The 25,732-nt window shown below is 70.2% G+C and carries 28 protein-coding genes; 21 read left to right on the top strand and 7 right to left on the bottom strand.

Going from position 1 to position 25,732, the window contains the following annotated elements:
* Positions 1–71 precede the first annotated feature (71 nt).
* The 6 genes from ACK1X7_RS20175 to ACK1X7_RS20200 all read right to left on the bottom strand — a co-directional run bounded on the left by ACK1X7_RS20175 (position 72) and on the right by ACK1X7_RS20200 (position 4,086).
* Entirely contained in the window at positions 72–386 is a 315-nt protein-coding gene (locus ACK1X7_RS20175; protein ID WP_413116892.1) for an SH3 domain-containing protein, read from the bottom strand.
* 182 nt (positions 387–568) lie between these two features.
* Positions 569–1,312, bottom strand: coding sequence for a hypothetical protein (locus ACK1X7_RS20180; RefSeq protein WP_413115434.1), 744 nt, complete (start codon positions 1,310–1,312; stop codon positions 569–571).
* Between the two features lie 17 nt (positions 1,313–1,329).
* Positions 1,330–2,028, bottom strand: coding sequence for a hypothetical protein (locus ACK1X7_RS20185; protein ID WP_413115435.1), 699 nt, complete (start codon positions 2,026–2,028; stop codon positions 1,330–1,332).
* An 18-nt stretch (positions 2,029–2,046) separates the two neighbouring features.
* A complete protein-coding gene (locus ACK1X7_RS20190; RefSeq protein ID WP_413115436.1) occupies positions 2,047–2,532 on the bottom strand; it encodes a hypothetical protein in 486 nt (161 codons plus the stop codon).
* The gene (locus ACK1X7_RS20195) at positions 2,529–3,080 is read right to left on the bottom strand and encodes a DUF4913 domain-containing protein (protein WP_413116893.1); all 552 of its coding nucleotides are present in this window, start codon (positions 3,078–3,080) and stop codon (positions 2,529–2,531) included. The genes ACK1X7_RS20190 and ACK1X7_RS20195 overlap by 4 nt, the downstream gene beginning before the upstream one ends.
* Positions 3,081–3,330: 250 nt before the next feature.
* Positions 3,331–4,086: a DNA-methyltransferase gene (locus ACK1X7_RS20200; RefSeq protein ID WP_413115437.1), complete on the bottom strand. Its 756-nt coding sequence runs from the start codon at positions 4,084–4,086 to the stop codon at positions 3,331–3,333.
* A 509-nt stretch (positions 4,087–4,595) separates the two neighbouring features.
* Between ACK1X7_RS20200 and ACK1X7_RS20205 the strand changes: the two genes are divergently transcribed.
* From ACK1X7_RS20205 to ACK1X7_RS20270, 14 genes are all read left to right on the top strand, one after another.
* Positions 4,596–5,729: a C40 family peptidase gene (locus ACK1X7_RS20205; protein WP_413115438.1), complete on the top strand. Its 1,134-nt coding sequence runs from the start codon at positions 4,596–4,598 to the stop codon at positions 5,727–5,729.
* Between the two features lie 537 nt (positions 5,730–6,266).
* Positions 6,267–6,581 (top strand): DUF6112 family protein, encoded by a 315-nt coding sequence (locus ACK1X7_RS20210; RefSeq protein WP_237511551.1) that lies wholly within the window; start codon positions 6,267–6,269, stop codon positions 6,579–6,581.
* Positions 6,581–7,273: a hypothetical protein gene (locus ACK1X7_RS20215; protein ID WP_413115439.1), complete on the top strand. Its 693-nt coding sequence runs from the start codon at positions 6,581–6,583 to the stop codon at positions 7,271–7,273. Before ACK1X7_RS20210 ends, ACK1X7_RS20215 begins: the two co-directional genes overlap by 1 nt.
* Positions 7,274–7,306: 33 nt before the next feature.
* Positions 7,307–8,686 carry an SCO6881 family protein gene (locus ACK1X7_RS20220; protein WP_413115440.1) on the top strand — a complete coding sequence of 460 codons (1,380 nt, stop codon included), beginning with the start codon at positions 7,307–7,309 and terminating at the stop codon, positions 8,684–8,686.
* Positions 8,687–8,768: 82 nt separating this feature from the next.
* Complete coding sequence (locus ACK1X7_RS20225) at positions 8,769–10,241, top strand: SCO6880 family protein (protein WP_413115441.1); 1,473 nt, start codon at positions 8,769–8,771, stop codon at positions 10,239–10,241.
* A gap of 106 nt (positions 10,242–10,347) precedes the next feature.
* Positions 10,348–10,812: a DUF6238 family protein gene (locus ACK1X7_RS20230; protein WP_413115442.1), complete on the top strand. Its 465-nt coding sequence runs from the start codon at positions 10,348–10,350 to the stop codon at positions 10,810–10,812.
* Between the two features lie 27 nt (positions 10,813–10,839).
* On the top strand, positions 10,840–12,351 hold the full coding sequence (locus tag ACK1X7_RS20235) for a VirB4 family type IV secretion system protein (RefSeq protein WP_413115443.1): 1,512 nt from the start codon (positions 10,840–10,842) through the stop codon (positions 12,349–12,351).
* 704 nt (positions 12,352–13,055) lie between these two features.
* Positions 13,056–13,517 carry a hypothetical protein gene (locus tag ACK1X7_RS20240; protein ID WP_413115444.1) on the top strand — a complete coding sequence of 154 codons (462 nt, stop codon included), beginning with the start codon at positions 13,056–13,058 and terminating at the stop codon, positions 13,515–13,517.
* Complete coding sequence (locus tag ACK1X7_RS20245) at positions 13,514–14,704, top strand: hypothetical protein (RefSeq protein WP_413115445.1); 1,191 nt, start codon at positions 13,514–13,516, stop codon at positions 14,702–14,704. Before ACK1X7_RS20240 ends, ACK1X7_RS20245 begins: the two co-directional genes overlap by 4 nt.
* Positions 14,705–15,259: 555 nt before the next feature.
* Positions 15,260–15,862 (top strand): hypothetical protein, encoded by a 603-nt coding sequence (locus tag ACK1X7_RS20250; RefSeq protein WP_413115446.1) that lies wholly within the window; start codon positions 15,260–15,262, stop codon positions 15,860–15,862.
* Positions 15,804–16,301 carry a hypothetical protein gene (locus ACK1X7_RS20255; RefSeq protein WP_413115447.1) on the top strand — a complete coding sequence of 166 codons (498 nt, stop codon included), beginning with the start codon at positions 15,804–15,806 and terminating at the stop codon, positions 16,299–16,301. Before ACK1X7_RS20250 ends, ACK1X7_RS20255 begins: the two co-directional genes overlap by 59 nt.
* A gap of 1,379 nt (positions 16,302–17,680) precedes the next feature.
* Positions 17,681–18,106, top strand: a complete 426-nt coding sequence (locus ACK1X7_RS20260) for a hypothetical protein (RefSeq protein WP_413115448.1) — start codon at positions 17,681–17,683, stop codon at positions 18,104–18,106.
* Positions 18,107–18,643: 537 nt separating this feature from the next.
* Entirely contained in the window at positions 18,644–19,336 is a 693-nt protein-coding gene (locus ACK1X7_RS20265) for a hypothetical protein (protein ID WP_413115449.1), read from the top strand.
* A gap of 23 nt (positions 19,337–19,359) precedes the next feature.
* A complete protein-coding gene (locus tag ACK1X7_RS20270; RefSeq protein WP_413115450.1) occupies positions 19,360–20,121 on the top strand; it encodes a hypothetical protein in 762 nt (253 codons plus the stop codon).
* A gap of 95 nt (positions 20,122–20,216) precedes the next feature.
* On the opposite strand, the gene ACK1X7_RS20275 is transcribed toward ACK1X7_RS20270, so the two are convergent.
* Positions 20,217–20,909, bottom strand: coding sequence for a hypothetical protein (locus tag ACK1X7_RS20275; protein WP_413115451.1), 693 nt, complete (start codon positions 20,907–20,909; stop codon positions 20,217–20,219).
* 348 nt (positions 20,910–21,257) lie between these two features.
* Here ACK1X7_RS20275 and ACK1X7_RS20280 point away from each other — a divergent pair, with 348 nt between their 5' ends.
* The 7 genes from ACK1X7_RS20280 (at position 21,258) to ACK1X7_RS20310 (ending at position 25,704) form a co-directional block, all read left to right on the top strand.
* Positions 21,258–21,665 carry a hypothetical protein gene (locus tag ACK1X7_RS20280; protein ID WP_413115452.1) on the top strand — a complete coding sequence of 136 codons (408 nt, stop codon included), beginning with the start codon at positions 21,258–21,260 and terminating at the stop codon, positions 21,663–21,665.
* A 277-nt stretch (positions 21,666–21,942) separates the two neighbouring features.
* Positions 21,943–22,326 carry a hypothetical protein gene (locus tag ACK1X7_RS20285; protein ID WP_413115453.1) on the top strand — a complete coding sequence of 128 codons (384 nt, stop codon included), beginning with the start codon at positions 21,943–21,945 and terminating at the stop codon, positions 22,324–22,326.
* Complete coding sequence (locus ACK1X7_RS20290; protein ID WP_413115454.1) at positions 22,323–23,126, top strand: DUF317 domain-containing protein; 804 nt, start codon at positions 22,323–22,325, stop codon at positions 23,124–23,126. The genes ACK1X7_RS20285 and ACK1X7_RS20290 overlap by 4 nt, the downstream gene beginning before the upstream one ends.
* A 29-nt stretch (positions 23,127–23,155) precedes the next feature.
* The gene (locus ACK1X7_RS20295) at positions 23,156–23,512 is read left to right on the top strand and encodes a hypothetical protein (RefSeq protein ID WP_413115455.1); all 357 of its coding nucleotides are present in this window, start codon (positions 23,156–23,158) and stop codon (positions 23,510–23,512) included.
* A complete protein-coding gene (locus ACK1X7_RS20300; RefSeq protein ID WP_413115456.1) occupies positions 23,509–24,333 on the top strand; it encodes a DUF317 domain-containing protein in 825 nt (274 codons plus the stop codon). Before ACK1X7_RS20295 ends, ACK1X7_RS20300 begins: the two co-directional genes overlap by 4 nt.
* A gap of 290 nt (positions 24,334–24,623) precedes the next feature.
* Complete coding sequence (locus tag ACK1X7_RS20305) at positions 24,624–24,923, top strand: hypothetical protein (RefSeq protein ID WP_413115457.1); 300 nt, start codon at positions 24,624–24,626, stop codon at positions 24,921–24,923.
* A gap of 208 nt (positions 24,924–25,131) precedes the next feature.
* Positions 25,132–25,704, top strand: coding sequence for a DUF317 domain-containing protein (locus ACK1X7_RS20310; RefSeq protein WP_413115458.1), 573 nt, complete (start codon positions 25,132–25,134; stop codon positions 25,702–25,704).
* Positions 25,705–25,732: the final 28 nt, after the last annotated feature.

Below are 25,732 nucleotides of genomic sequence, written 5' to 3' on the forward strand. Positions count from 1 at the left end.
ATGCCTGGGGGAATGTGAGGGGCGGCCGTACCCGGCGGCTCAGCGACTGACGGGCGGCTGCTGAATTCCTGTCAGTCCAGGCACATCTGGATGTCGCGGTAGACGTACGTGCCGGACACCCACCCCTTGACCCCGGTGGACTTGTCCGTGATGTAGAGCCAGTTGCCGCTCTTCTTGGACACGCTGAACTTGTGGCTCTTGTAGAGCACGCCGAGCGCGGTGGACTTCGAGCTGGCCTTGGACCGGATGGTCACGGCCTTGGCGTGTACCGCGTACGGCAGTGGCGGCAGGGACGAGCAGTCACTCGCGGGGGCTGCGGAGACGGCGGCGGGTGCCGCACTGGCGGTGGTGGCGGAGAGCACCGGCAGGGCGAGCGCGCCGAGCATGGCCGTGGATATGGCAATTCGGGTGGAGCGCATGCGGAAGAAACCTCCGTGAAGGCAGAAGGATTGCGTGGAATGGCGCCCGCGGGAGTTGTCGCGGCGGCTGTATAAGAGTCCGGAGAATCGCCGGTTTGGGTAACCGGCGATCGTCGGCTATGTTTCGCCGCTCTCGAAGGCTGCGGAACTCAGCGCGATCGGCCGGGCGGGCGCGGCCCCGGGGCTTTCGCGACACGGGCTGGGCGGCTTGCTGCGGCTGCCGGGCGGACCGGTGGCAGGGGGCCGGCTTCGCCGGTGAGCCGGTCGTCGCACCACTGCAAGGCGTCTTCGACCGTGTCGAAGCCGCCCTCACGCAGGGTGTGCGTCCACGCGTCGGTGTCGACCTCTTCGACGATGACGCGGACTGGGCTGGGAGCTCGCTCGTCCAGGGCGCGCAGGGCCACGACGGTGACCATGTCGTCGGGGTCGTCGCAGGTGTAGGAATAGCCCATGGCGTAGTGGTCGCCGTCGCCCGCGAGGCGTCGCTCCAGCGCACGCGTCGCCTCATCCGCCGGCGGTGGGCCCAGCTCGGGGTCGAGGCCGATGGCACTGTGCGGACAGCCACGGTGGATGAGCCACGACTGTGCCATCGCGGGCAGCGGCAGAGGGGCCTGCTCGACGCTGAACGTCCGCTTCTCGTAATCCCGTTGCAAATGTACGGCGAGCACCTGGGGCATGCCGGGGTGCCCCCAGGTGGCGGTGCGGTCGAACAGGACGTAGTAGCTATGCGCACCGTCGTGGTGTTGGGCGAGGGGGACGAGCATGTCCTCGTGGACGGCGACCTTGCGGTAGAAGTCGAGGTACCTCTCCTCGTCGGCATCGAATTCATCCAGCTCGAAGTCGACGTGCGAGATGGGCTTCCGAGCCGCCGCTGGTCCGGTAGGAGACAACAAGGGTCTTTCGGTGGAGTTCAGCGCCGCTGTGCCGGGGTGGAGGGCGATGTGCCGGGTCGAGCCGGGGCCGTCGGCGTCTGGGTCGTGGGCGTCCGTCGGGCGGCGGACAGCGCGGCGCGTCCGGCGTCGGTGAGTGAGACCGGCTGGCCGGCGTGCACGGGGTGGCCGGTATTCCAGACGACCAGGCCGGCGTCCTCCAGCCGCTGCAGCGTGGCGTGAAGGATGCGGGTTCCGGAGGCGGCTGTGACGGACATCCGGCCGGTCAGCAGGTGTTCGTAGAGCTTGGCGCCGCCGGCGATGGCCAGCAGCGCCGCCTGGTCGTCCGTCGAGAGCTGCTGCGCGTCGGGTGCGGAGGCCGCCGCTGCGGCCTCGATCGGCTCCAGGGCGGCGAGCACGTTCCGGGCAGCAGCCTCCCGCGTGTCGGTGGCCTCATGAAGCTGGTCCACGGTCCGGTCGATGCGTGTGAACAGGGCGTGATCGACGTCGAACTCGCCGCTGGAGAGGCGGTTGAGGAGGCGGAGGTAGAAGATGACGCCGGTCTGGGCCTTGGCCAACTCGCGGTGCCGGTCGACCAGGTGGGCGTGTGGCTCGTCGAGGACGCCGCGGTCGCGGTGGGCCCACAGGGTGTCGATGTCGTGGCCGATGACGGCTTCGATGCGATGGTCGAGAGAGGAGACCGCACGCCGGGCTGGTGTGGGCGCGGGTTCAGGGGGCATAGGTGACGCTCCGGGCGTTCAGCGGGTGTGATGGTGCGCGGGGTTCTGTGCGGGAGGGGGCAGGCCCGGCAGTGCGGTGGGCGGCGGACCGGGCTGGGGCGCGGGAGTGCGGGTGGTCAGCTGCGGGGAACGGGAGCGGGCCGCGTGGGTGCGGGCGCTCAGCGGCCGGCGGGTCATCCCCAGGCGTCGGCCGACCTCGTCGTAGACGTCGTTGCCCGCACGCGGCCGGATCGCGACGACGTGGATCTCCTTCTGGTGCGCGGAGTCCGCGGGTGCCGGACGGACGCCGTAGACGACGCGCCAGTCCTTCCGGGAGTCCACGAACAGCTTGCGATAGCCCTCCAGGTCGCCGTCGAGGCGTAGCCCGAAGCGCTGCGCGTTCACGACGTCCTGTAGGTAGGCGAGGGTGAGGTCGCGGATATCACTGGGGGCCTGGAGGAGATCGGTCAGCGCCCGGGGGTCGAAGCTCAGTCCGAAGGCGGGCTGTCCCACTTCCGCGGTCATGCCGTCGGCTCGTCCGGCTCGGCGGTCCCGGCGGCCTCCGCCGTGGACGCCGTCTGCGCGCGCACGGACGGCGGCGGGCCGGGCAGAAGACGGTGCGCGGGCCGGTCGGGAGAGGTCATGCAGGCCGATAGCGACCCGCCTGGTGCGCGGATCGCCGCAACGGCGTGAGTGAGGAAGTCCCGGTGCCACACGAACAGCCCGGAGAGCCCGGCTTCGGGGTCCTTGTGCTGCTGGTAGGCGAGCCACAGGGCGTGGAGCCAGGCCACGACGTCGTCGTGCTCCTGCCACTGCTGGCACCAGGGCGCCGCGGTGGTGACCTCCGCCCCGTAGACCGGGAGGAAGAAGTCGTCGACCCAGTCTGACAGGGCGTCGAGTTCGTCCTCGCGCTCTTCTCCGTCGAGTTCCAGGATCGGGCGGGGCTCCGGCGGAGCGGCGGGAGGCGGCCCGCCGAGTCCCGGCATGCCGAACGCGGCGAACGGCGATCCGCCCGGCGCCGGGGTGGACGCGAGGTGGTCGAGCTGCTGGGCCTGTTGCGCCGACTGCTCCATGAGCCGCCGGACGCTCGCCTCGATTCCCTCCAGATGCGGGTCCGGAACGCGAACCGGCTCCAACTCCCCCTCGGCCGCGGGTTCTATAGATTCGGGCATGAAAAGTACGGCCTCCTACGAGAGGTGAAATGACAGGTAAGTGGAAGCGGTGAGGCACGGACCGGCCATCGGATTACACGCATGCCCCGGCGGGATCAGCCAAGGACGGAAAAGGTGTGCGGCTTCGCGTTGCGGAATGCGCGGTCGCGGCTTAGATGGCGAGGACTACGTCGTCCTGGGTGAGGGTTGCGCGGATCGTCTCGGTGAGCCGGTCGGCCGCGATCGACGCGTAGTGCTCGGTCTTCTCCACGCCGATGAAGTCCCGGCCTTCCAGCAGGGCGGCCACGCCCGTGGAGCCGGAGCCGGCGCAGAAATCCAGCACCGTGCCGCCCTCGGGGCTGATCTTGACCAGCTCGCGCATCACCTCGACCGGCTTCTGCGTGATGTGCCGGCGCTTCGCTCCCGAGGGCTGCGACGCCGAGTACATGCCGGGCAGATAGACCGGATTCCGGGAACCGTCGATCGGCCCCTTGCTGGCCCAGACGATGAATTCGCAGTTCTGGGTGAACCGGCCCTTCTGGGGCCTGGCCTGCGGCTTGTACCAGGCCAGCACACCGCGCCACAGCCACCCGGCCGCCTGAATCGCGTCCGTCGTAGTCGGGAGTTGACGCCAGTCGGTGAACAGCAACGCGGTCCCGCCGGTCTTCGTCAGACGGTGCGCTTCGGTCATGATCTGCGTCAGCCAGAACGAGTAGGACCTTTGGTCCATGTTCTCGCCGGTGAAGTCGGCGAGGTTGTTCTTGGAATCGGCGGAGGTGTACTTCTGCTTCGCGGAGCGGGTGGTGCGCTCCTTCGCGGTACGACCCCCGCTGTTGTACGGCGGGTCGGTGATGACGGAGTCGACGCAGCCGTCCGGAAGGCCGGCGAGAACAGCCAGGGCGTCACCCTGGTGCAGGGAAAAAGGCAAAGAGGAACCCCAATTCGGGTCGGAATCGCGGAGAAAAATAGCCGCCTCGCACAGGAGTCCTCGCGGGCCGGAAGTGGGCATGCAGAAGCCCAGGGCCGCAGACTGAGGAGGGGCAAGGGGGAGTCCAAAAACTGTAGAGGCGAATCCGCTGACGACCAAGAAGTGCCGTGCCGGGGTGCCGGATTCCGGCACCTCACGCCGACTTTTTGGTCAACCGCCGATCCGCGCCTACTGTTTTTCAACCGCCCGGCGCACACCGCCGCTGGCTACTCCCCGCCACGCCTCACGGAGATACCCCCTGCCCCGGCACACCTAGCTCACGGCCCGGCCACACGGAGCGAGCGGCAACTCGCCCACACCGGCCCGCCCTCGATCGCCCACCCCCGCCGCGCCCTTCCACCACGCTCGCGCACGCGGCACGCCGGACACCGCACCCCGAAGGACACGCCCATGACCTCTCGCCATCCGCCCCTGCCCGACATCGCTGACCGGCGCGCGGTCCGCTCCGGTTGAAGGCGCTCGCCGCCGGCATCGGCGTCGTCTTCCTCTCCCCGATCCTGATCGCCGGCACCGGCATGATGCTGGTCTCCTCCGCCGACGCCGTGCACAGCAGTGGCTCCCTCAGCAACTGCCTGACCGACATCGACACCGACAAGGTTGCCGGACAGGTCACCAAGATCCTCGACGGCGCGTCCGACAAGAACATCCGCATCGAGGGCCTGGATCTGCCCGGCGAACAGGTCCCCAACGCCCAGACCATCGTGGCCGCCGGCCTCTCGCTCGACGTGCCCAAGAAGGGACAGGTCGTAGCCCTTGCCACGGCGATGCAGGAGAGCCGGCTGCGCAACCTCAACTCCGGAGACCGCGACTCCCTCGGCCTGTTCCAGCAGCGTCCCTCCCAGGGCTGGGGCAGCGCCCAGCAAATCCGCGACCCGGTCTACGCGAGCGAGCAGTTCTACAAGCACTTGCTCAAGGTGGACGGCTGGCAGCAGATGACCGTCACCCAGGCCGCCCAAGCCGTGCAGAAGTCCGGGCTGCCGGACGCGTACGCGCAGTGGGAGAACCTGGCCACCGCACTGCAGGAGGCCATCGCCAAGACCTTCCCCGGCAGGGGTAACGACGCGGACGGCAAGGATGCGGACCAGGGCAAGCAACCGTCGACCGGCACCAGCGGCTGCGCGCCGGGCCAGGACGGTTCCGGCTTCGGCCGCATCCCCGAGGGAAGCGTCCCCAAGGGCTATGCGATCCCGAACAACGCCGACCCGAAGGCGCGCAAGGCCATCGCGTGGGCGATGCACCAGCTCGGCACGCTCTACCAGTGGGGCGGGTCCTGCACCAACGCGCACGGCCCCGACCCCATGGGCCGCTGCGACTGCTCCAGCTTGATGCAGCAGGCGTACGCTCACGCCGGCATCACGCTCACCCGCACCACGTACACGCAGGTCAACGAAGGCAAGGCGGTCTCGCCCGCCCAGCTTAAGCCGGGTGACCTGATCTTCAGCCGCGGCACCGCCGCCCGGCCTGAGCACGTCGGCATGTACATGGGCGAGGGCCTCGCGATCGAGGCGCCGCGCACCAGCAAGCCGGTCCGGATCACCCCGATCAAGGACTGGACGATTCTCGCCGCCCGCCGCGTGCTCTGACGCCGCCCCGCACTTGTAGGTTCCGATTCAAGTTGTCGTTGTCCGAGCATTCTGTCGGCAACTTGTCGGTTTGGGGCCGCCGTTGGCGGCTCCTGCCGCCGCAGGTCAGCCCCGCTTCCACCTGGGCGTCCTGTCTCTTCGGCAGGCTACCCCTGGTCGGAAGCCGACACACCGGTATCTGTGCCGCAGTCCCTCTTCCGTGTGGACAAGTGGTCGGACGGTTCGCCGGTCCGGCCCTCCCGTTCAGCGGCCGACGCGCAGGAAGCGACAGACCCGCCGGACAGATCCGCCGACAAATCGGTCGGGGCCCTGTGGGGTCGATCAACAGAGGATCCTGACAAATCGGCCGGACAGTCACCGAACCTTGCTCGTCACAGCGCAGCCGACTGATATTCCCGACCGGAACCTACAGCCCGGCACCGCTCCGGGGGGCCGCCGCCGCGGCCACTTCCGCGCCCCGAGCGCACTTCCCCCTCCGCTTTCCCTTCCTGCCGGCCCTCGCCTGGCCCGCGTATGCAAGGAGCCCCCGCCACCTCTATGTCCGTCCCTCTCGCAGACCGCGTCATCCAGCTCGCCTACGACCCAGGAATCTCGCCCAAGGGCGGCGGACTACCGGGCCTGAGCGTGCTGAAGAACGTCGTCAACAGCATCAACATGTTCGGGATCATCGCCGTCGTCGGCGCCCTCGCCGTCTCACTCGGCGTGTGGGCCTGGGGACACCACACCGGTGGCCACCAGGCCGAAGCCAACGGCAAGAAGGGCGCGGTCGTCGCCGCGGGCGCCGCGCTCGGTCTGGGCGCCGCGAACGGCATCGTGGCCTTCTTCTCGGACCTCGGGTCGCAGGTTCACTGATGCGCAAACGACTCCCCTCCTTTTTGCTGTCCTCGTACGGCGCGGGCTGGTCTGCCAAGGGGCGCATCGCGATCGTCGCCTCCGTCGTCGCCGTCCTGCTCGCCATCGCCGGGGTCGTCGCCCTGCTGACCGGCAGCGGGAACGGCCACCAGACTCCGGACACCGCCGTACCCCTCCCGGCTGACAGCCCGTCCTCCTCCGAGGTCGCCCCGAAGCCTTCTTCCGGATCCGGGTCGGTGCCCAAGGCTCCGCAGATTTCCGAGCCGGTCGCCTACGCCAAGGCGGCGGCGCAGATGCTGTGGTCCTACGACACCCGCGACACCAGCCGCGACCAGCAACTCGCCGGTATGCGCTCCTGGATGACCAAGGAGACCGAGTACGCCGACTGGGCCTCGGTCTCGGGCCAGGTGCCCGATCCGGTGCTGTGGTCGCGGATGGCCGACCAGGACCAGCACGCCACCGCCAGCGTCGCCGAAGGCCACTACCCCTCCGCGTTCAAGCAGGCCCTGGCCGACGAACCGTCCGCGATCACCGAGGCATACATCTACGTCGTCACCGTCAACGGCAAGCAGCACATCGGCTGGAAGCAGCACGGCGGCGGCACTGAGGGTCGCGCCGTGACCCTGGCCGTGCAGTGCCGACCAGGCCACGACTGCTCCCTGGCCGCCATCGCTCCCCAGGTCACCCAGTGACCTGTCCCGACTGAGAAAGGGGGGACACATCCCATGGGCTTCTGCGACCTCCCCGTCGCGGACAAGGTATGCGCGATCGGCAGCGGGGCCAAGGGCGCGGTCGACTTCGTCTCCAATCCCGGCAAGGTGATCGGCGACTGGATGGCCAAGAGCGCCGGAGAACTCGCCGCAGCGGCAGCCGACCTCGCGGCAAAAGCCGTGAACACCACCACCAACGTCGACCTGAACGCGGCCTGGTTCCGGGACAACTATCAGATGCTGCTGCCGATCGGCCTGACCATCCTCGTCGGCACCTTCTGCGCACAGCTGATCAGAGCCGCCGTCCGACGCGACGGACAAGCCCTTACCCAGGCCGTCAGCGGCACCGCCTCCGGCGTTCTGTTCGTCTTCTGCGCCATCTCCCTGACCACCGTCGCCATCGAAGTCACCGATGCCCTGTCCGACGGGCTCTTCCAAACGTCCCACCTGTCGATCGCATCCGCGGTCCGCCGCATCGTCAAGGTCTCCCAGATCGCGGGCCTCTCCGCGATGGGATGGCTCGTGGCCGCCTTCGTCGGCATCGGCGCCGCGATCGGAGCCTTCCTCTACTGGTGCGTGATGATGGTCCGCAAGGTCGGCATCCTCGTCCTCGTCACCCTTGCTGTCTTCGCAGGTGCCGGTGGTGGGTGGGAGGTCACCCGCCGCTGGCGGCGCGGATGGATCGAGGCCACCGCCACCCTGGTGTTCAGCAAACTGCTGATGACCGTCATCTTCGTCCTCGGCATCGCCGCCATGGGCAAGACCGAGGCCACGGACGGCACCGCCGCCCTCGCCGACGTCATGTCCGGCATCGTCATCATGATCCTCGTGCTGCTCTGCCCCTACGCCACCTTCAAGTTCGTCCACTGGGCGGCTGAGGGCACGGACGGAGAATCGATTCACCGTGCCGGTGGCGCTGGCGCCCGGCTCGCCAAGCAGCACGCCGATCAAGCCACCCGCAAGGCCGCCGCCGCTGTCGCCACCGCCGGAACCAGCAGTTCGGCAGCCGGAACAGGCATCGCCCCGCAAGGCCCCGACGCCGCGGGCACAGGCGGCTTCCCCGGCGACATCGCCGCCAACCCGACCGGTGGCAGCGGGGACGGCAAGGAAGATTCACAAGACGGCGGCACGGGCGGTGGCGATGCCATCAAGTCCGGTCTCGACAAGGCCGTCCAGCCCGCGCCGACCAGCGTGTCCGACGACACCAGTGGCCAGGTGGGCGGCGCACCGAGGCCGGGCGGATCCGGGGCCAGCGCCGCGTCCGGCCAGGGCTGTGGATGGCAGTCCGCTCCGCCGACCACGGCCCCGCCGCCACAGGGCGCACCCCCGACCCCAGGCTCACACAACGCCACGCCCAGCGGGTCGGCCTCACCGCCGCCTCCGGCCGGCCTGTGATCCCCCACCCGACTACCGGGGGCGGGAGGTGCACGCCACCTCCCGCCCCCGGGTTCCACCCGCGCCTCCAGGACCCGTCCCCTTGACTGATCTCTCGGTCGCCCCGGTCACGGTGAAGTTCCCGCACCGGTCCCGCCGCGGCATCCTCCTCGGCCTCTCCCTGCCCCAGCTCATCCTTGTTTCGTGCACGTTGGCGCTTCTGCTGTTGACGGTGGTCTCCACCGGACTGCTCGGCGCCGTCGCCCTGGCCCCGCTGTGGGTGGCATCCGGTGCGCTCGTCGCGATCCGCCGGCACGGCCGCTCCCTGATCGACTGGGCGCCGATCGTCGCCCGCTACGCACACCGCCGCCGTACCGGCCAGACCCTCTGGCTCGCCCGTCCCGTCACCCGGCCCCGACAGGACGGCGTCCTCCACCTGCCTGGCACCGCCGCCTCCCTCAAAGTGGTCACCCCCGGCGACTCCGCCAACGGCGCCGCCGCCGTACACGACCCGCACCAAAAGACCCTGACCGCCATCGCCCGCGTCAGCGCCCGTGCCTTCGCCCTCCTCGACCCCGCGACCCAGAACCACAACGTGAGCAGCTGGGGACGCGCGCTCGCGGGCATCGCCCGCACCGGGCACATCGCCACCGTGCAAATTCTGGAACGCACCGTCCCCGACTCCGGGGACACCCTCGCCCGCCACTGGGCCCAACAGGGCCAGCCCCAGAGTCCGGTGGCGGGGCAGGTGTATGCCGACCTGGTCGCCTCGGCCGGCCCCGCCGCCGCCCCGCACGAGACCTACCTCGCCATCTCCCTCGATCTCAAGGCCGCCCGGCGCCTGATCAGCCAGGCCGGCGGAGGGCTGCCCGCGGCGTTCACCGTCATGGAGCAGACCACCGCGTCCATCGCCCAGGCCGCCCGCAACGCCGGACTCCAGGTCACCGGGTGGCTGACCGCGCGGGAGATCGCCGCCGTCATCCGCACCGCCTACGACCCGAAGGCGCTCGCCGCGCTCCATCAGTGGTCCGAGACCGGCCGTGCCGAGGCCGATCCCGCCGCCGCCGGGCCCATCGTCCAGTTCGAGGAGTACGACCGCCTCGCCACCGACAGCGCACGCCACGCGACGTACTGGGTGGAGAACTGGCCGAGGACCGAGATGGGGGCCGGGTTCCTGCACGGGATCATGTTCACCGCCGGCGTGCGGCGCAGCCTGTCCCTTATATACGTGCCGCAGGGGCTCGAGTCCGCGCTGCGGGACGTCCAGCGGAAGAAGGCCGCGATCATCGCCGACGCCAACGAGCGCGCCCGCCGCGGGCAAGTCGACAGCGAGGAAGACTCCGTCGAGTACGCCGACGTCAAACTGCGGGAACGGCAGCTCATCGCCGGGCACGCGGACGTGGCCCTGACCGGACTGGTCACCGTCACCGCTGAGACCGATGCCCTCCTGGACGCCGCCTGCGCACAGATCGAGACCCACGCCGTCACCTCCGGCGTCGATCTGCGACGGCTCCACTACCAGCAGCCGGACGCCTTCGTCCTCTCCGCGCTCCCGCTCGCCCGGACCGCCCTGTGAGCCGGGCACGTCCTCACCGGCCAGCACTCTGGCCCGCTGCTCTTCGCTCATCCGCGACGAACCACCCATCGCCGCCCCTGCCTCCCGGCAGGAAGGACCACCACCTTTGACCTCCCGCACACCTTCGGACGACGCGCACCCCTACCTCCGCGCCGCGAGCGCCGGCATTCGCCACCACACCCGGACCCTGGCACCGTCGGACGCGAACTCCTCCCGGCGAGCGGACCGCCTGCACCTCGACGTGCTGCACGCCCACCTCACCGCCCTCCTTCAGCTCCTGGACCGCCTCGCCGAAAACACCCGGCCGACACACCCCGCCGCCGGCCGTCACCTGGCCACCGCGCACACCCGCCTCTGGCAGGCCACCAGCGAAGTCCACTCCGCCTTCCACCTGCTGCCCAGCATCGCAGCGGAAGCAGACACCGAGCCGAGCGCGTGCCATCCCGAGCGGCTGCCCGAGGGACCACCCGTGCTGACGATCTGCCAGCGCCACCTCGCCGCCGGGCATGTCGTCCGCCGCAAGACCACCCCCACCGACCTCCGCCCGCATACCACGGCCTGCGTGCGATGAGCACCACCGGCAGAATCGAGGGCCCCCATGCCCCACCGGCCCGCCCGGCGTGCCCGCCGCGCCTCCGCCAGACCGCTCTTCACCCCCCACGGCACCAACCGCGCCAGCCGCAAGGCCGCCCGCCGTCAGCTCGCCGAGGCCACCGCCAAGGCCCGAGCGGACAGCGCCCACCAGGCCGAGAGCACATCCGCCAAGCATGAGATGCCCGCCGCGCTCTACCCGCCGAGCGGACGTTCCGGGCCCGCCTCCGCGCGTGCGAACCGGCTGAAGCTGCCCGCCCACCGCATGACGACGGCCGTGGCAGCCGGCGCGTATCCGTTCCTGGCCGAGGGCGGACTCGGCGCCGGGGGTATCTACATCGGGCGCGACGTCCACGCGGAAGCGTCATTTGTGTTCGATCCGTTCGCGCTGTACGGCCGCGTGGAGGGTTTCACCAACCCGAACCTCCTGCTCGCCGGGGTGATCGGCCAGGGCAAGAGCGCGCTGGCCAAGAGCTTCGCGCTGCGTTCGGTGGCCTTCGGATACCGCGTCTACGTGCCGTGCGACCCGAAGGGTGAGTGGACGCCGGTGGCGGAAGCCCTCGGCGGCCGGTCTGTCGCTCTCGGCCCCGGCCTGCCCGGGCGCCTGAACCCTCTGGACGCGGCCCCGCGCCCGGCCAGCGTTGCGGAGGCCGACTGGGTCGGCGAGATCCGCAAACGGCGCCTGCTCCTGCTCGGCTCCCTGGCCCGGACGGTCCTGGGCCGGGACCTGATGCCCATGGAGCACACCGCCTTGGACGTCGCCCTGGACACCGTCGTCGCCCGCGCCGCCGACATCGGCCGCACCCCGCTCCTCGGCGATGTCGCCGCCACCCTCAACAACCCCAGTGCGCTCGACGAGGCTGCCGGGATGATGTCGGGCCAACTCGGCGATGCCGCCCGCGACCTGGCCCACGCGATGCGCCGCCTCGTCCACGGTGACCTGGCCGGCATGTTCGACGCCCCTTCCACCGTCGCCTTCGACCCGACCGCGCCGATGCTCACCATCGACCTGTCCCGGCTGGGCGGCTCCGGGGATGACACCGCCCTCGTCCTGGCGATGACCTGCGCCTCCGCCTGGATGGAATCCGCCCTCTCCGATCCGAACGGCGGCCGACGCTGGATCGTGTACGACGAGGCGTGGCGGTTGATGCGGCACGTCGGTCTGCTCCAGCGCATGCAGGCCCAGTGGAAGCTCAGCCGCGGGCTCGGCATCGCGAACCTCATGGTGATCCACCGCCTGTCCGACCTGCTCGCCGCCGGCGACGCCGGATCCCGCGGCCGGGCCCTGGCCGAGGGACTCCTCGCGGACTGCTCCACCCGCATCATCTACCGCCAGGAGACCGACCAACTCCACGCCGCGGCCTCGCTGCTCGGCCTGACCTCCGTCGAAATGGACGCCATCGCCCACCTCAACCGAGGGCGTGGCCTGTGGAAAGTCTCCGGACGATCTTTCATCGTCCAACACCTCCTCCACCCTCAAGAGGCACAACTGTTCGATACGGACGCGCGGATGAATTGAGGCGCTGAGTTCACTCCGGTTGACGCACAGCGCGACGCGTACCGGAACGGCCGGCTCTCCACCACACCGCCACCGCAACTGAACACCGCTGACAACACGGATATGTCGATGGCCTTCTCCTACATAGATCACCGCGCCCTGACCCCAGATGACATCGCCGCCCTCGAAGATCTGATCGCCGCCTACCGCGAACACGGGGGCCACCCTCCTCGCCCCGAGCCCGTCCAAGGCGAGTGGGTGCTGGTCGTCCACTCGGAAGTCACCGGCCCCGGTGGGGAATGGCTGGAGACCGAGGGCGTCTTCAAGCGTTGGGGATCCACACAGCTCACCTCCGACGGCCGCGCCCACACCGAGTTCGTGGACATGCAGTTCAGCGAAGAGGGTCAGGCCCTCCCGGGCCGCGGGGAAGGGGCCCACCCAGCGTCTGCCCCACACCACCCGGCGGCCTCACCGCCGGTGCCACCTCACGCACCATCGCAAAGACGGGGGCGCTAGTCATCCCGAGCCGACCCCACCTGCAGAACCCCAGCTCACCAGCTCAGACAGGGCACGAACAAGCTGACGGCCCTACCCGCAACCGCTAGAAGCTCATGAAACCCCCGGCCCTGCCCGTCATCGCGCCAGCCCGCCTCCTCCCCGCGGCCCGGCCTGCGCGCCGCAGCCACCGCCCCTTCCACCCCACGCCCCGAGGAGCCCCCGCCCCCTTGCAACGCGGCACCCACTTTGCCTTCGGCGACCACGAGGAACACGGTTTCGTCGCCTCCTTCACCTCCTCCATGCCCGCGCACCTCGCCCACTGGTACCTGGAGCGCGAGCAGTTCGAACCCGTTCCCGGTGAACCAGGGCTGTTCCGGCTCAGCGAGCCCGAGCGCGACGGTCCCCGCCGGACCCGCCAGGCCGTCCACGATCTTCGCCGCCAGGGCTACACCGTGCAGGCCGACATTCGCCTCGACCCGGCACTCTCCGCCGCCCCGCCACGCCCGGTCCGGCCGAACGGACTCCTGGAGCGCCGTAGCCGTCTCGCCCAGGCCGCCGCCGGCCGAACGACTCAGCGTCGCGCCACACCGCCCACCACCTCCCCTTCGGCAGCCCGGCCGGTCCCGTCGAAGCCCACCTACGCACCGACCGTCCACCTGACGGCCTCGGGCGGCGGGCGGTCCCGATGACGCCCGCAAGCGATTCAGCCCCCGACGGCCTCTTGCCGGTGGCATCCGAACTCGCCAACGCTGCGTGCGATTTCCGGCTGCGGATGGCTGGGATCGACCACGAGACCGAAACCGCGCTCGACATGACACGCGACCGCTACGGCCGCACCGTCCACGCAAGTGCCGCGGCAGCCGCACGCGCCCACCGCGACAAGGCGGCGGTGGCGGCGTACACCGCCCACCTCGCCCCGCACGCCGACGTTCTGCTCGATGCCGCACGCCGCGCACTCGACGCGCTGCCACCTGCCCGGCACCTGGCCGGGTGGCGGGCCGTGCTGGACGGCCTGGCCGCCTCCACCGCCGAGATCCGCCGGGCCCTCGACCAGCCGGCCGACCCCGGCTCCGCAGCCGAACGCGCGCAGCACTCGGCCTTGTGGCCGCACCTCGTCGCCTGGGCGGATCACAGTGTCATCGCCAGCAACCTCGCCGAGCAGAGCGATGGCCAGCACCACAAGGCCCCGCTGACCGGAGAGGAACAGCGGATGTGGACCGAGAGGGCCCAGGCCGCGCAGAGGCGAGGCGAGCTGGAGCTGACCGATTCGTGGTATGCCGCCGACGGGCAGCCGATCACCCTGGCTCATCTGATCGAAGACGACGACTCGACTGTGGTCGCGCTGCGAGGCGACCCGGACGTACCGGGCTGCCAGGTGATCGGGCACTATGCCCACGAATACGAGGCGGGGCAGGCGCTGCCGGCACCGGTCCCGCCCGGTGTGCTGCGCGCCGATGTATCAGAGTTCAACCGCCCAGCGCTCGCACCCGAAATCTCGCTGCAGGAACTCACCCGGGATGTCGTCGAGGCCCAGCACGCCGGTGATGCGTCCAACGCCCTCCTCGGCGCCACCCAGCGCGGCTACGACGCGGGCCCGATGGTCCGTCTACAGGAACTCCTGGAAACGAGCGGTCAGTTCGCCAGCGCTCTGGAGACCGTGCAGGGCCGCCAGATCGCCGCACGCCTCTCGGCTCTGGGCCGGCAGATCGAGTTCCTCACCCGCGAAGTCGAGGAGGCGGCCGAGGACCTCGGCGCGACCGTCGCCGTCCTGCCGCCCCACCGCACCCCCGTGCTGCGGGTCCGCCCACGCCCCGCCGTGGAGACCACACCACCCACGCCGCCGCCCCTCGCCAGCACGCCCGCCCTCCACCGCTAAGCCACCGAGAAAGCACCCGTTGTCCCTGAACCGCACCCCCGGCCCCGCGCATCACCTACGGCGCGGTGCTGGGCAGCCCCGACGTCGCTCGCCTCCTCGGCGGCACCCTCACCGGCCGGCTCCCCAAGGGCATGGCGCCCGTCGCCATCCTCCTGTGGGCTACCGCGAGCGGCAGCAGCATCGCCTTCGGCGGCATGCTCAGCGCCCTGTACGGACTGTCCTCCGCGCTCGCACAGCCGGTCAAGGGACGCCTCATGGACCGCCACGGCCCAAGCGCGGTGCACCTCCCGGCCGCCCTGCTCAACTCAGCCCTCCTGGTGACCCTGCCCCTGGCCGGACCCTACGGCGGACCCGGCCTCGCCACGGCCATCGTCGGCGGCGGCGGCCTGACTACGCCGCCCTTGGAACGATCCGGAAGCCAGGAGACGGCCCTGACACGGCCGCTGGCCACCCTCGCCGTGCTGCTGCTGTTCACCGCACTCACCGGCATCGGGTTTGCGATCGGCGCCATGAACGTGTGGTCCATCGCATGGCCGAGAGCACCACCACCAGGACATGCTCTCCGGGATCCTTCCCGCCGCGTTCTCGACCGGCAGCTTCCTCGGCGGCCTCATCCACGGAAGCTGCATCTGGTCGGGCACCACCACCAGGCAACTGATCACCGACACAGCCGCGTTCCTGACCGGGTGGCTGCCGCTGCTTGCCCTCCCGGGCCCGTACGCGGCCACCGCCGCGGTCACGGTGCCCGGTGCGTTCCTGACCGTCGTGGTCGCCTGCGCCTACGTCACCACCGACGCCCTCACCCCTGCGGACCGCACCAGCGAGGCGTACGCGTGGCTGATCCGCTCGATCGGCGCCGGGCAGTCCGCCTGCACCGCCCTCGCCGGACGCCTCGCCGAACAGCCACTCGCCAGCGCGGCACTCCCCACCACCGGCGCGACCTTCGCTCTCGCCGTCCTTCTCACCGCGCGCCGACGTCTCGGCTGCGCCCGGCACGTGCAGCGCGGCCGGCATCGCCGCCCGCTCCGAGGGCGGACACAAGACGCCCTGATCTGGGCCGCGCTCCCCTACTTCCCAACCCTTTTGAGGAGATCCATTTATGGCCGTCCGTACGCAATGGACCGTGGAGCACGCCTGCTCCCACCAGGTGGTTCATGACCTCTCCGGCCGCCCTGCCGACAAGCGGGCCGGATTCGCCCGCTGGCTCGCAGGCCGGGACTGCACCGACTGCTGGAAGGCGGCGCGCGACGCCGACACCGAGTCCAAGGAAGAGTGGCTCGCAACCAAGCGCGCCGCCGAGCAGGAGGCTGCCCTCGCGTGGGCCAAGCAGTTCGACATGCCGCAGCTGGAAGGCCCCGCCAAGGCCCTGGGCTGGGGTGAGCGATCCCGCCACCAGCTGATGACGGCCGCGCACACCGCGCTGGTCATCGAAGGGACTTGGGACGAGGCGGACTGGGCGGAATTGGAGGAGAAAGCCCGAGCGATCACCCGGGCCGGCTGGTGGATCGACCAGCGGGACGCAGACAACACTGACCTGCTCGAACTCCTCGACGCAGCCGGTGAGACAGACCGCGGGACGCAGAACCCGTTCCGCTGACCGCCACCACGTCGGCGGTAAGTCGGTCGGCGCGGAAATGAATACCCATCACTCCAATGGGTGAGTGAGGCCGTCCGCCCGAGCTGCCGATGCCTCGTGGCTGACTGTACATACAACTTCCTTTGAGCAGGGGTCAGACCTGCGGGGAGACGGAACCGTGGACGCCCAAACGAAGACGGGCCCGGACCCCGGCGCCGCACCAATCGCGCATAGCGGGACAGCACGAATTCTCATCCCGTCACCCAAATGGATGGCGGGCGAGAAAACTGCGCCGAAATTTCCATGGGCGCACACGCGGCGGGACAAAAAACGAAGACTTACGGACAGATCCGGCTTCAGACAGTAATTTATGACGACGGGGCAAAGAAAAGTGAAGCCGGAAATCAATTTGGGGATCTCAGGCAAAATGACTTTGAGTGGTAGAGTCTTAAGAGTCATCCGCATGAAGACGGGGCCTGCGCCGCCGCCAAGCAACGACAGGCCCCGCCAGGGCTAGACGTGGATGCGACGCAGGAGCCCGTCGCGTGCGACGGGCTCCTGCCAATACATCCTGGTCAAGCCAGCCACGACTTGATCGTATGTGCGATTCGCACGGCGATCAGGCCGAGTTGCGCTACGAGAACCGCAGACCTCAGCCGTCGGCGCCAGCGAGCCCACAGGCGACGCCAGGACCGTGACTGCTTCGGCTCCACAAGCGATTCTTGACCAGCACTCTGCACGTCTATCACCCCCTTTCCGATCCTAAGAACACCCGGAAAAGGTAGGCAGGCTTAACCTACCATCCGAGGCGCGGATCGACTCACGGCCGCACGGCTCTCGGCGTGGCATGACACGCAAAACTTGACGCCCCCACCTCCGTGGGTAAATTAGCGGATACCACACCTTGCAACATCGAAATAATTACCACCTTTGGGCCTGATGAAAATCCGCAGGTCACGCACCCTGTTGCATGCATTAAGCGCCAAGCGTGGATCCGGGCGAGCGGGCTCCGGCCTTCCCGCCCATACACGTAAGTGAATTGGATCACAGTCACTCGTCGTACGGGCCGCCTATGCTGGCCTGCGCTTTGGGCAGGGTCATCGACCACGCAGCGGCCGACATCCACGCTGTCGAGACACCTGGGACGAAGCCGACTGGTCGGAGTTGGAGAAGAAGGCCCGAGCGATCACCCAGGCGCAAGGTGGATCGACCAGCGCGACACGGGCGGCACTGACCAGCTCAAAAACTTCTCCACGCCGCAGGCGAGAACGACCGCGGTACGGAGAACCCGTTCCGCTGACGGCGGGGGAACATAGCCGGGAAACGCCGGTTAGCCAAACCGGCGTTCCTCCGGACCATTGTTCCTCCCACCCCGCCACCGATCGCGTGGAAGGAACCGCGTGTCCCAGACCCCGCCCAATTCGGCCTTCGCGCCGACGCCTGACCCGCTCACCCCTGACCGGGACATCACGCACCAGCACTTCCAGGCCGGTGACACCGTCGTCGTCATCAAGGGGGTGGCCGGCGGGGAACTGTGGGGAGATGCGATGCGCGTTGTCGCCCCGTCGTGGCACACCCCGACCGACGAGGACGGGTGGCGGCTGCGTGATGCGACCGGCGGCGCCCAGTCCTACGTCACCGGCCACCCCCGCTACCTCGTGCACCTCTCGCGCCGCTGCCCGGACTGCCTGATCTACCTGCGGGCCATGGAGGACGCGCTCCTTGCGCGGTTCGCCAGCCGCGACGAGCTGATCGACTGCGGCTGGTACACCACCACCGCCCTCAACCAGCTCGTGCACATCGCCGACATTCGGGGCGGCCGGTGATCCCCCACCTGCACGAGCGGACCCATACTCACGACTCGCTCGCCGAGGCGCTGGAGCCCGCTGGATCGCCGTTCACGCCCAGCCCGGACGCCTCGACCTGATCCACCTTCAACGGCGCGTGGCAAGCCCTGCCCGCGGACATACTGCGGCGCCTCTCGGACGAGGCGCGCCGTATCGAGCAGGACCTGCATCTGATATCCCCGGTACGCACCAGGCCCACGGCGCGGACCGCCAGCCGTACGGCGCCCACGGCAGCGGCCCAGCTCGCAAGCGTCCTCACGCAGCTCGCCGACGAACACGCCGGCCCACTGGCCACAGTCCGCGGACTCGTCGAACACACCGCGCACCGGATCGCCCGCCAACCGGGAGCCGTCGGCACCGACACGGCGCACCGCCTAGAACTGATCGTCCGCCGCCTCCACGCCATCCAGCAGGACCTGGACACCACCGCAGGCCACCGGCTCCAGCCCCGGGTCACCGCCCTACCGCTCGCCGCCCGGCACACCGCCCACCGATCGCCGTAGGAGAAACATCTCTTTGCTCCGTACCGACCGCTTCCTGAACATCCGCCGCGACCCGCACTCCGATGAACTCCTCGCCCGCGGCGGTGACTCCGAAGCACACAGCGTCCTGCAGCGCGCGGGGTTCATCGCCGTCGTCCGCCTCCACGAGACCTACCACCGCGCCCCCACCGGCCTCACCCAGGACGACGAGACCCGTCTCGCCACCGACGCCGTCGCCCGCCTCCGGGCCGCCGGATACCACATCGACTGCGACACCGACTTCGACACCGACGCCCGTCCAGCCAGTTACCTGCCGCTGGGCTCCTCCGTCGCCCACCTCGCCGAGCGGATCCGCGAGGCCACCACCACCGACGAGGCGGCCGACGCCCTGACCGAGCTGACCGCCGCCCACGACGGCATCCTCGCCGCTCTGGACGACGTCCTCACCGCCACCGCCGACTTCCACGACGGACTCGGCCAGGCGTCCGACCCCTACACCGCCCGGCGCCTGCGCTACCTCGCGGACGAGCACCTCCGCGTCATCCGCAGCGACCTCGCCCACACCCGCAACACGCTCGCCGACCGGCACGCCCCGCACCCCGGCCGCAGCACCTGCACTTACGAGGTTCCCGCCGCCGAACGCGAACGCTCCGCCGTGTGCGCCTGCCCGCCCCCGCCGCGCACGCTCCCGGCCCCGCCAGCGGTCATCCCCGGACTGCGCCGCTGACTCCCACCTCGCCCAAGGACACCATGCACGACCACGACACCTCCGAGCGCCTCGCCTCGTACGCCGACGTCCTCGCCGGCGAACTCCCGGACGCCTGGACCAGCACGCACCTCCCGCCGGACGCCAAGGACGACCTCGCCGAACTGGCCGACCGCATCTGGGACCTGGACCTGGTCGCCGCCTCCCTCGCCGAACGCCCGCTTCAGCAGGCGGCTGTCCTGAGCCGCTCCGACGGCGCCCAGCTCGTCCTGCTGGACCGGCACGACCGGCAGAACGGATACCTCATCGCCGCCGTCGCCCCACCGGCCCTGCCCGATGAGGCATACCGCGCCGTTCCCGAGCCCAACGGCATAGCCCTGGCGGACGACCCGTTCCTGAGCGCCGAGCGGGTCGCCGGCGACCTGCTCGCCCGCTACGACAGCGCGCTCACCCAGGTCCGGCACAACGCCCTGGGCGGCGGCATCCGGCCCTCCCAGCCGGACCGGGTCGTCCTGACCTGGCAGCCAGACGGCAGCGTCGCCACGGCCCCCGTCGGCGACCGTGCCGGCGCCGTCCTCGTGGCCAACGGCTTCATCCAGGACCCGCCGAGCGGCATCTACCGCCTCAGCGGGGATGACACCAGGGCGCAGGCGCGCGCCCTGCGCGCGATCGGCCCGCAGCTCGACGCGCTCGGCATCGGCACCGCCCTCCAGCACCCCGCAGGCCGGACCGCGCCCACCCCCGCCCCAGCCTCCACGTCGCCCTCCGCAGTCGGCAGCCGTACGTCGGCCACCAGGGCTCGATGAAACAGACGGAGCCCGACTTCTGGGTGCTGGACCGCCGGGACCTGGCCTCGCCCTGGGGCGCGGACCGTGCCTCCAGGGGCGGGCTGCCCTTCGTCTCAGTCCCCTGTGGGCCCCTCGACCAGGGAACGCAGTCGTTTGGCCAAGTCACGGCTGGAAACGTGCTGATACGCCGCATCACTGGACGCGATGTCGCTCTGCTCGACCGGGCAGGAATCCCAACCACTCACTGAACCGCTCAGGTTGAACGTATCCACCAACCGGCCTGTCTTGGCCTCGAGCACCCGATAGCTGTATCCCGCCGAGTACACCGGCACACGGGTGCTGACAGATCCGTCACCACCCAGCTCCTCGTACTCGCATGTGATCAGCTGGCCCCCCACGGATTCCTTAGCCAGAAATTCGCAGACGATCAGCTCCGGATCACCGAAAGAAGCCCATTTATCGGGCAACTTCGGCTCGTCATCGGCTTCGGCATCCGACTCCGTGCCCGACTCGTCAAAGTCGGGACCGCCCTTGAACAACGTGACGCTGTGCGTTCCGCCACCGGTGTAGGCAGGCGCCGCCGGATTCCAGGGAAGGACATCGTCAGCGTCGAACCGCGTATCACCGCATGCCTGGGCGATCGACTCGGCGCTCGGCGTCGGAGACGGAGAAGGTGAAGGCGAACGCGAAGCGGTCACCGGGGATTTCCGAGCCGTGGCCGCCTCCTGGGGAGACTCCTTGTCCGAGTCGTCCGAGGCACCCGAACACCCCGCCAAGGCCACCAGCATCCCGACGCTCACCACCACCCGCAGCCGACCACCTCTCGGCCCTCGCGCCATGCCCCACTCCGTCGCGCCCCATCCGGCCATGTCCCACCTCCGTCACAGACGGTACGGCCCTGCCACGGGACCCCTCCCGAATCGCCGAACCTTTCGAGGCAATCCCGGGCTCCGCTCATGTCGTGAGCGAGCTCGCGTCGGGCTGGGCGCGGAGCGACGACGGCCCGCCCCTGCGTGGGGGGTGGGGGAATCCACCGGCTGCCAACAGAAACCACCTACGTGCACGACACCTGTCGCGCCGAGCCACCGCCCCCAGCACCGACTTGAGCAGCAGCAACTTGACCTGGACGCACCGCTGAACCCGGAGAGAGCCACATGGCCAACCTGGCCGACGAATACGGCACGGACGTCGAGATCTACGTCAAACCCCTGACCACCACCATCCACGCCGACACCCCCACCGGCGCCCCCGCCAAGCTCCACGACCTGCTGGAACAGCTCGGCCTGGAACGCCACGAATACCCCACGGGAGCGCCGCTGTACATCTGGCACACCGTGCCCGAACACCTCGGTGCCGACGAGCAGAAGCGCCTGGCGACCCGTGCCATCCCCGCCCTGCTCCTGGCCGGGTACGAGGTCAACTGCACGCCCGACGTCTTCGACGAAGCCGTCTACCGGCAGGCCGTGCACAACGTCCGCACCCGCGCGGCCCGCCCTGCCGCGCAGCATCCGGCACCGGCCAGCTCCCCCTCGCGCCCCGCACCGGCCCGGCGCACCCCGTAAGACCGCCCAGGCGGCCCCGGCACCCGCCGGGGCCGCCCCCCACAGCGCTCAATCTCCGGGAGAAACCCGTAGCAGCCCGCACACCCCCACCGATCAGCCACCGGCTCAAGCCCCGACTCGCGACCTCCCTGTTCCGCCGCTACCTGCGTGCCTGCATCCCGACCGGCCCCGACCGCTCCTCCCCGCTGACCGATGCTCGCCCAGAGGCCGCACTCGCCGAGACCCAACGCGTCGGCCACCGCCACCACCACTGACCGTCCCCCTGACCCGGAGGAGCATGTCCCACCCCACCCCCTGCCCGGTGAGACTGGCCGACGAGATCACCCGCCAGCTCGGCCAGCTCGCCGACCACCTCTCTCAGCTCCCCCCGCCCCAGGCAGCGCAGGTCATCGCCCGCGTCCTCGACCCGGACGTTGGAGTCCTCGGTGGCATCACCCGCCTCGTCGCCACCAGCAGCGTGTTCGCCAAGGACCAGGCAGAACGAGGCGCCCTCCCGGCGGAGGTGTGGCTCGCCCTGGGCCGCGCCTCGAACGAACTGCACGACGTCGCCCTCGACCTGGACGAACACAAGGACACCCTCCAGCACATCGGCACCCAGCCCGCCACCACCGCGGCGAAGCCCCCAGCATCCGCACCGCTGGTCATCCGGCGGCACCGGTGAGGAAAAAGCAATGGCCAGGCTGGGGGCCAGGCGAGCAGGCCGAGCAGCACTACCTCGTCCAGCCCCGTGCCCTCGCCGGCGGCGGCGACCTCCGGCACGTCTCGGAATTCCTGCGCGCCTCGGGCTGGCGCGACAAATCCAAGACGGGCGGTCCCCTGTTCATGGAGAGCCCGGACCGCACCATCCGTGTCGCCTACGACCCCTACGTCCTGCCCGGCGGGTGGACCATCCACGGCCAAGCGGACGGCCCCAACGGCGAATGGTCGGCGCACCTGGCCCGGCAGACACCGGTGGAGATCATCGCCGGCCTGACCGACGCCCTCACCCGCCCCCGCTCCGCCCACGCCCCCAATGTCTGGGCACCCCTGAAGGAACAGAACTGGCACACGCGCTTCGAGGACGCGCACTACACGGCGACCAGCCCCGACGGCACCGCGTGGATGCAGTACCACCACAGCCCCGACGGCACGGCGATGTGGTGGACCGGAGCAAAGGACAAGCAGGGCAACGGCTGGACAGCCCATTTCTCACCCACCACCCCGATGCATCTGGTGCAAGCCTTCTCGGCCGAACTCGCCAGCCCCGATCCCGTGATGCGCCCACGCGGGCGCGTCCCGCACAGCGCGCAGATCCGCACCTGGTCGGTTTCCGTCAAACCCTCCCAGCTCAGGGCATGGCAACAGGCTCGGATCACGGCCGCCCGCGCTGCCACCTGGGCGGCCAACAGCGCCCGGAGCACCTGGCCACGCACCACCGCCCGTCCCTACACCACGGCCGGCGGAGCCCGGACCCGCCGCTGACCGCCAACACCGATCACCCGAGGAGCCCGATGTCCGTACTCACCCCGGACACCATCCGCATCGCGACCGAGACCTTGTCGGACCTCACCGACTACCTGCGCGAGAACCCCGACCCCGTGGAGGCCCTCGCCCTCGTCGAGCCCCTTCTCGACGAGTACACGGGCCTGCCCGTTCAACTCGCCGACGGCCTGCGCGCCCTCGCCCGCGCCGTACAGGACCACTCGGACACGCCGCGCACTGCGCAGGTCGACCTTCTGATCACCGAGTTGCGCACGGCCGCGTGGGAGCAGGCCGACCAGTACACCCTCCACTACGTCCTGGATGACCTCCGCGACCTGTACGCGAAGACCCCGTCGCCCATGTTGGGGGGTGGCCAGTGCCGGTGAACAGGCGGCAGCTCGACGCCTTCGCCGACACCCACCTCTGGCGGGTCCCGTTCGATACCAGTCCCCGTCACCTGGCCGGCCCCGGGGATGCCCGTCACGTCACCCATGGCCTGGCCGCCGCCGGATGGACCCGCACATCCGACCCGCTGAGCCCCGAAATCGTCCTGCGCAGCCGGAATCACCGGCTCACCCTCCAGTTCGACCCGCAGTCCGCCACCTCCGCGTGGTGGCGGCTACAGGGCGAGTCCACCGACACCGAGCGCGGCTGGTATGCCGAGTTCGGCGAACTCCTCCCCGCCGAGATCCTCGGCAGCCTCACCGACGCCCTCATCGGCCCACCGCCCACACAGCAGCCGGACCCCTTCGACGTACTGAAAGCCGCGGGCTGGACGATCGACGATGAGAAGGCCGCCATCTCGCCGGACGGCATGTGCAGTGTCCGTCAGCGCCACGACGGTGGCAGGCACCACGCGTGGCACTGGCACGTCGAAACCCGCGAGCCGGGTTACGGCACCTCGATGGGTCCCCGGATCTGGCACGCCTGGATCGACGGCCACGCACCCGCTCACCTGATGAACGCCTTCGTCGCCGCGCTCGCCAACCAAGCCCCGCTGCGGCGCGGCTTGTTCGACCGCACCGCCCACCACAGCGTCGTGCAGAAACCAAGCCCCCTCACCCCCGAACAGGTCGTCGAGGCGCACACCGCCCGCCTCGACACCGTCCGCGCGCAGGCACGCGCCGCCCGCCGCCAACAGCAGCCGAACCCCACAACGGCCACCCCAGTCACGGTCGGCACTCCCCGCCCTGCTGCTCGCCGCTGATCCCGCGAGAGGACCCCGCCACCATCTCCCTCGATCCCACCGCCCACCGCGAGTTCCTGCGCCACCTCGACGGCTTCATCCGCGACAGCAAGGAGATCCTCGACGCCTGGGACGCCTACTCCGAGGAGCACACCGACCTCGACGGCTGGCCCCACGACGACCACGCCTACGGTCTCCGCCAGAGCCAACGCGACGCCGACACCCTCACGGCATTCGAGCCGCTCCGCTACGGCGCCCGTCACCTGCTGACCACGGCCGAGACACAGCTGGCCCACCTGCCGGAGAACACCGTGCAGAGCCGCTGGGTCTACCAGTTGGGTGTCCTGCACACCGCCCTCGACCGGCTCGACGAACTGCACGAGCAGTGGCTGGCGACCCGAGACGCCCTGCCCGCCACCGCCAAGCCCGGCACAGCCGACTTCGACGACGCCCTCGCCGAGCATCACGCCGAATCGTGGAGCTACCTCGACGACTGGGCCACCCACGGCAAGGCGCTCCGGGAAATCAACACCGTCGCTCGCAAGGGCCGTTCGTCTCTGGTCCCCATACCGGCCTCCGCATCCGTTCGGCGAAGTGCGGCACGGAAGTGAGCATGCCCCTGAATCCCGAGACCATCGAGGTCGGCTTCATCTCCCCGCGTCACCTCGCCGGCGGCGGTGACCCCGCCTGGATCACCGTCCCCCTCCACCACGCCTGCGGCTGGAGCCACGGCAACGACCCCCTGATGCCCCGCGTCCTGCTCTCCAGCCCCGACCAGAAGACGCTCCTGCGCCTGGAGCCCGACCCCGACGGCCAGTGGTGGACGCTCAGCCACGCTGCGGAGCCGGACAGGCCCGTTGGTACGCGAGCTTCGGCGCCCGCACCCCCGTCGAACTCATCGCCGCCACCACCGACGCCCTCACCGACCCGGCCCCGCCGGCGGGCGCACCCTCCGATCCGTTGGAGCCGCTCCGACAGAGCGGTTGGTCGCCCGCCGCTGCGGGCAACGGCCTCGTGTCGCCCGACGGCACCGCGTACCTCCAGCGGCTGGGCAGCGCGGACGAACCGGGCGCCTGGTTCGTCACCGCCACGCTCGCCCCGGACCGGCCGGTGTGGCAGGCCCGCTTCGGCGCGCACTCTCCCGCCCGCCTGGTCGCCGCGTTCACCACCGCTCTCGCCGATCCCACCCCTGTGCCGCGCATCGACAGCGGGCGCAGTCTCCCGACCCGCGACCCGAACATCGTCACCCATAGGACCACGGACGTGCCCGCCGTGTACGTCGCCAGGGCGCTGCAAGAACGCGTCCGTTCCCTCGCTGCCCGGCACACCACCCCGCCGACGATCCAGGTCCCCTCGCGGCAGCCGCCGGCCAAGAACAACCGCAGCCGCTGATCCCCCTCCCCTCCCGGAAGCACATCAC

Origin of the sequence: Streptomyces sp. CY-1, from assembly GCF_047218265.1 — a bacterium.
Taxonomy (GTDB): domain Bacteria; phylum Actinomycetota; class Actinomycetes; order Streptomycetales; family Streptomycetaceae; genus Streptomyces; species Streptomyces niphimycinicus.

Excerpts from the sequence above, each read along its gene's own strand:
- ACK1X7_RS20280 (WP_413115452.1), top strand. The coding sequence starts at position 21,258 with ATGGCCAACCTGGCCGACGAATACGGCACGGACGTCGAGATCTACGTC.
- ACK1X7_RS20250 (WP_413115446.1), top strand. The coding sequence starts at position 15,260 with ATGCTCTCCGGGATCCTTCCCGCCGCGTTCTCGACCGGCAGCTTCCTC.
- ACK1X7_RS20175 (WP_413116892.1), bottom strand. The coding sequence starts at position 386 with ATGCTCGGCGCGCTCGCCCTGCCGGTGCTCTCCGCCACCACCGCCAGT.
- ACK1X7_RS20210 (WP_237511551.1), top strand. The coding sequence starts at position 6,267 with ATGTCCGTCCCTCTCGCAGACCGCGTCATCCAGCTCGCCTACGACCCA.
- ACK1X7_RS20255 (WP_413115447.1), top strand. The coding sequence starts at position 15,804 with ATGGCCGTCCGTACGCAATGGACCGTGGAGCACGCCTGCTCCCACCAG.
- ACK1X7_RS20235 (WP_413115443.1), top strand. The coding sequence starts at position 10,840 with ATGCCCCACCGGCCCGCCCGGCGTGCCCGCCGCGCCTCCGCCAGACCG.
- ACK1X7_RS20195 (WP_413116893.1), bottom strand. The coding sequence starts at position 3,080 with ATGGAGCAGTCGGCGCAACAGGCCCAGCAGCTCGACCACCTCGCGTCC.
- ACK1X7_RS20295 (WP_413115455.1), top strand. The coding sequence starts at position 23,156 with ATGTCCGTACTCACCCCGGACACCATCCGCATCGCGACCGAGACCTTG.
- ACK1X7_RS20190 (WP_413115436.1), bottom strand. The coding sequence starts at position 2,532 with ATGACCGCGGAAGTGGGACAGCCCGCCTTCGGACTGAGCTTCGACCCC.
- ACK1X7_RS20285 (WP_413115453.1), top strand. The coding sequence starts at position 21,943 with ATGTCCCACCCCACCCCCTGCCCGGTGAGACTGGCCGACGAGATCACC.
- ACK1X7_RS20220 (WP_413115440.1), top strand. The coding sequence starts at position 7,307 with ATGGGCTTCTGCGACCTCCCCGTCGCGGACAAGGTATGCGCGATCGGC.
- ACK1X7_RS20270 (WP_413115450.1), top strand. The coding sequence starts at position 19,360 with ATGCACGACCACGACACCTCCGAGCGCCTCGCCTCGTACGCCGACGTC.
- ACK1X7_RS20215 (WP_413115439.1), top strand. The coding sequence starts at position 6,581 with ATGCGCAAACGACTCCCCTCCTTTTTGCTGTCCTCGTACGGCGCGGGC.
- ACK1X7_RS20185 (WP_413115435.1), bottom strand. The coding sequence starts at position 2,028 with ATGCCCCCTGAACCCGCGCCCACACCAGCCCGGCGTGCGGTCTCCTCT.
- ACK1X7_RS20245 (WP_413115445.1), top strand. The coding sequence starts at position 13,514 with ATGACGCCCGCAAGCGATTCAGCCCCCGACGGCCTCTTGCCGGTGGCA.